Raw genomic sequence first — 4604 nt, forward strand, 5'->3', positions numbered from 1 at the left:
CACCGCACGCAGCAGTCGGTAACCGACGGCGACGACAACCGTGCCGGTCTGCACGCGCCGGGACAGTCGCACCGCCGCCCGCAGATCCTGCGACCCGGGCGCGGGCCCGGAGCCGAGCTGCGGACGCATCTCCTCGCCATGCGCGTACACGGTGCGCCCACCGAGCCCGATGCCGAGCGCACCGGCGAACGAGGCCTCCACCACGCCCGCGTTGGGGCTCGGATGTTTACCGGCATCGCGATGCCACGCAGCCCACGACGACGCCGGATCCGGTCCCAGCACCACCACGAGAAGTCCGCTGAGCCGCGCCGGTACGACGTTGGCCAGGTCGTCGAACCGGGCACTGGCCCAGCCGAAGTTCAGGTAGCGCGCCGACCTGTAGCCGACCATCGCGTCGAGCGTGTTGACGGTGCGATACGCGACGAGGCCGGGTACTCCGGCGACTGCACCCCATACGACAGGCGCGACGGTCGCATCGGAGGTGTTCTCTGCGATCGACTCGACGGCGGCCCGGCACATGCCGTCCGCGTCGAGCGACCGCGGGTCGCGGCCGCACAGGCTGGGGATCAGGGCGCGGGCCGCGTCGATGTCCCCGGCATCGAGGTTGTCGGCCATCTGCTCCCCGACCCCGGCGAGTGTGGTGCCACCGAGCACCGCCCACGTCGCCGTCGCCACCAGCACCGGTTCGATCGAGCGCAGTCGTCGCGTCACCAGCGCCGACGCCAGGCCCATGCCGCCGACGGCCACCGCCGCGTACGCAACGCCCGCGCTGCGAGTGTCACGGTAGAGTTCTCGCTCCAGGCTGCCGAGAATCCGGCCGAGCCCGGCGACCGGATGGAAGCGCCGCGGATCGCCCAGCATACGGTCGGCGGCGTAGCCGGCCACCAGGCCGACGGCAACAGAATCCACGCGCCGGAGCGTAGCAACCGGTGCGGCGTCCCTACACTCGTCGCTGTGTCCAAGACCCAGCCGACTCCGGCGCCCGGAGTGCATCGGATCGATTCGGGTACCTGCGAGCTCGCACCCGACCCGATCGCCGGCGGTTGGCTGCTCACCATCAACGGCGCCCACAGCTCGCACATCGACCCCGACGATCCGCTGCTTCTCGACTTCGACTACATGCGGCAGATGGTCGCGGTCATCGAGCAGCGCTACGAACCGTCGGCGTCGTTGCGGGTACTGCATCTGGGCGGGGCCGCCTGCTCACTGCCCCGCTACCTGGCGGCGCGCTATCCCGCTACCCGGCAGGTGGCGGTGGAGGTCGACGCCACCCTCGCCAGGCTGGTCCGCGAATGGTTCGCCCTCCCCCGATCCCCTTTGCTACGCATCCGCGTCGGCGACGCCCGCGAGGTCCTCGAATCCGCCCACGACGGCTCCCGCGAGGTCATCGTGCGCGACGCGTTCAGCGACGCCGTCACCCCTGATCACCTGACCACCCGCGAGTTCACCGCCCACGTCCACAGAGTCCTGGCCCCGGGTGGGCTGTACCTGGCCAACTGCGGCGACGACCGCACCCTGCGCCGCGCCCGCGCCGAGGTCGCCACGGTCGCCGACACCTTCACCAACGTCGCCGTCATCGCCGACCCGTCGATGCTCAAAGGCCGCCGCACCGGCAACGTCGTCATCGCCGGTTCCGACGGCCCCCTCGACCCCGACCCGGCTCTCGTCCGCCGGCTCCTGTCCGACGCCCTCCCGTCGTCGATACTCACCGGCGCCCAGGCCCGTGCGTTCGGTTCCCGGCCCATCCTGCGCGACCCGGCATAGCGTCCGACCTGGACCGGATAATCGACGACAGCCCGCCAGAAGGTCCTCCTCCCTCCAATAGGCTCGATCCCGGAGCCGACCGCGACTGATCGACCAGTAGACTCGCCTACTGTGATCACAGTCGACCGCAAGCTTGCGGAACGAAAGCCCGATGTCATGGCCTATTTTCGCGAACGAGCAGCAGAAACTATGTCCGAGACACGGCGTAGATTCGGTGAATCCCAGTTCAAGGATCGCGCGAGCCATATCAACAAGGCATCAACCGAGGCATACCGCCAAGTAGTTGAAGGTGTTCGTGCAAAATCTGCTGCCGAATCGTGGGACAGCGAGGAGCAACTATCTGCACTGCTCATGCTAAATTACGCTAACGCGGTTGTCATGGTTGAGACCCGAAACGAAGTCTGGCCATACGACTACATGACATTCTCGCGACGTATTGGCGAACTTTGGCAGCCGTTCTGCAAGCTCTGCTTTGAGTATCCAGTATCTACGGTTCAGCCCGTCATCCCCCCCTTATTCAAAGACGTGAAATTAGCCCTCGCAAACGAGGTGGAAGCCTACATATCTGAACTACCAATTTCAGCCGCACAGCATATCGAACTGAAAGCCTACTACGACAAGGTGTGGGCGCTAGTAAATTCAGGTGAAATAAACCTCGCACTAGACCTACATTTCCAATTCGATAGCACTCAGTTCGCAGTCGACTTCAAGAGCGCATTTGGTTCGAACGAAAAAGGCAACACCAACAGGCTACTCCTCGTCGCTTCAATCTACCGCGCGTTCGACAAGGACAGCCGCTGCTTGCTCTGGGTGAGGGCGGAAGAGGATCAAAACAATGCCTACTTTCGAACACTCCAGCGCTCCGGGATATGGGAAGCATTCTGCGGTGACGAAACCTACGATCAGATCTCCCACTACTCCGGGTTCAACCTGCGTGAATGGATGAGAAGTAATGTTGACTGGCTGACCGACCTCGATACCAGCACCGCGAAACATATAGTTGATTCAGGACTTGGACGGTATGTAGAATGGTGATGAAATCTGCGCGCGACAACTACCAGGCATATCATACCTATTCCGAGACGCTTGTCAACTACCTGGTTGATCGCATCGATGCAAATCCAGGCGATCATGTACTTGAGCCGGCCGCTGGCACCGGGTTGTTAATTGATGCGACTCTCGCGCGTTATCCTGACATCACAGTTGATGGATACGAAGTGCAACGTGACCTCAGCAATCAACTCTCGACCCGCTATTCGAACGACAGACGAATTCGACTCTTTACCGAAGACTTCATTGACGCAACCCTCCGTAGCTACGACAGGGTCATCGCCAACCCACCTTATGGCGCATGGCTCGATCATGCACGACGGGATAAGCTGCAGCGTGAATACACGGGATTATACGTGCGCGAAACATACACATTATTCATGTACCGTGCGCTGCATTCCCTAAAACCCGGAGGACGTGCAGTTTTCATTGTGCCCGAAACCTTTCTTTACCTACACCGACACAAATATCTTCGGCACGCCCTCCTTACTGAATCTCGAATAATTGACCTAGTGGTATTTCCCTCAAGACTCTTTCCTGGTATCGGCATGGGGTACGCAAAACTATGCATCATTACATTCGAACGAGATCTCGATGAGGATAAATGTCGGACGAACCAGTTTAACGCTCGATTCGGAATCAGTTCAATCAATGAGCTTACCAAGGCTTCGACGGGTTCCACGCTTTCAATTAGTCAATATTCCGTCTTGACTAGTATTGGATCCGCCTTCCTACTGTCAGATTTTCGAACGGCCACTGACTTGATCAATACCGCACCGACCAGGATCGGCGATATCGCAGCATGCGTTACTGGTTTCTACTCAGGCAATGATCTCAGCTTTCTACGAAATGCAGATCCCACAGCCCGAAACGCTAAGCGATATGCGCGAGTTGATCCTCGAAAGATTGCTGACCACATCCCGAATGCTGACGAGGCCCTTAACGGAATTGCAAATGTCCGACACTTCGTACCAGTACGCAAGGGCGGTCCCGATCGTTTTGTTAGCCTTCCTCGCTGGTACATGGACTGGAGCGAAGACGCACTCGTCAAGTATCGCACGAACAAAAAAGCAAGGCTGCAGAACATGCGCTACTACTTTAGACACGGAATCGCGGTCCCAATGGTTTCAGGTGGAGTACTTCGTGCCTGCCAAATTAGCGGCGAACTCTTTGACCAAGCAATAGTTGGAGTTTTTCCATACAATCCCGAAGATGAGTTACTGCTGCTCGGGTTTCTCAATTCACCCACCGCAACCCATCTAATCAAGACCATAAATCCGACAGCCAATAACTCTGCGAATTACCTAAAGAAGGTGCCGCTTTTAATCCCCCCTGTCAAGTTGCGCAGGCAGGTCGAGATCAATACTGCTACGATCATCGATGAAATGTATGCAGGTCGCGAACCTTCCAGCCAGTACAAGGTAGAGATAGACGATATCTTTCGCGATATCTATGGATTCTAGCCTCAAAATTTCTTGAGGTGGCTGTTGCCTGTTGAGTTGGGCCCAGGTGGTGGTCTGACCTGAGTTGGACCTCTCGAGGCCGTTTTCGCGGTGCCGGTGATCGTTGGTGCTGGTCAGCGTGTTGCCGGTCGTGATTCTCAGGCACTAGCCTCAAAATTTCATGAGGTGGCCGTTGCCTGTTGAGTGGGCCCAGATGGTGGTCTGACCTAGATCCGCGAGTAGTGGTGGCGTATCGGGTTTGGCTCCGAATTTGACTGTTGTGCAAGCTGTTTAGTGGTGTTGGGCGTGCCGGTGTTCCCGAGGTCCGTTCGGGTGGGCGGGGTTTCG

General features: G+C 59.1%; 4 protein-coding genes. 3 read left to right on the plus strand and 1 reads right to left on the minus strand.

The features are described 5' to 3' along the window. On the minus strand, positions 1-909 hold a 909-nt coding region (locus KDB67_RS10475), incomplete at its 3' end, for a cobalamin biosynthesis protein (protein ID WP_291015547.1). 45 nt (positions 910-954) lie between these two features. On the opposite strand from KDB67_RS10475, the gene KDB67_RS10480 reads away from it, so the two are divergent. The 3 genes from KDB67_RS10480 (at position 955) to KDB67_RS10490 (ending at position 4277) form a co-directional block, all read left to right on the plus strand. Beyond that, positions 955-1764: a fused MFS/spermidine synthase gene (locus KDB67_RS10480; protein ID WP_291015549.1), complete on the plus strand. Its 810-nt coding sequence runs from the start codon at positions 955-957 to the stop codon at positions 1762-1764. Positions 1765-1875: 111 nt separating this feature from the next. Further along, positions 1876-2799 (plus strand): hypothetical protein, encoded by a 924-nt coding sequence (locus KDB67_RS10485; RefSeq protein WP_291015551.1) that lies wholly within the window; start codon positions 1876-1878, stop codon positions 2797-2799. Then, entirely contained in the window at positions 2793-4277 is a 1485-nt protein-coding gene (locus tag KDB67_RS10490; protein WP_291015553.1) for an N-6 DNA methylase, read from the plus strand. Before KDB67_RS10485 ends, KDB67_RS10490 begins: the two co-directional genes overlap by 7 nt. Positions 4278-4604: the final 327 nt, after the last annotated feature.

The organism is Gordonia sp. (in: high G+C Gram-positive bacteria) (genome assembly GCF_020438995.1).
Classification (GTDB): domain Bacteria; phylum Actinomycetota; class Actinomycetes; order Mycobacteriales; family Mycobacteriaceae; genus Gordonia.

Excerpts from the sequence above, each read along its gene's own strand:
- KDB67_RS10490 (WP_291015553.1), top strand. The coding sequence starts at position 2,793 with ATGGTGATGAAATCTGCGCGCGACAACTACCAGGCATATCATACCTAT.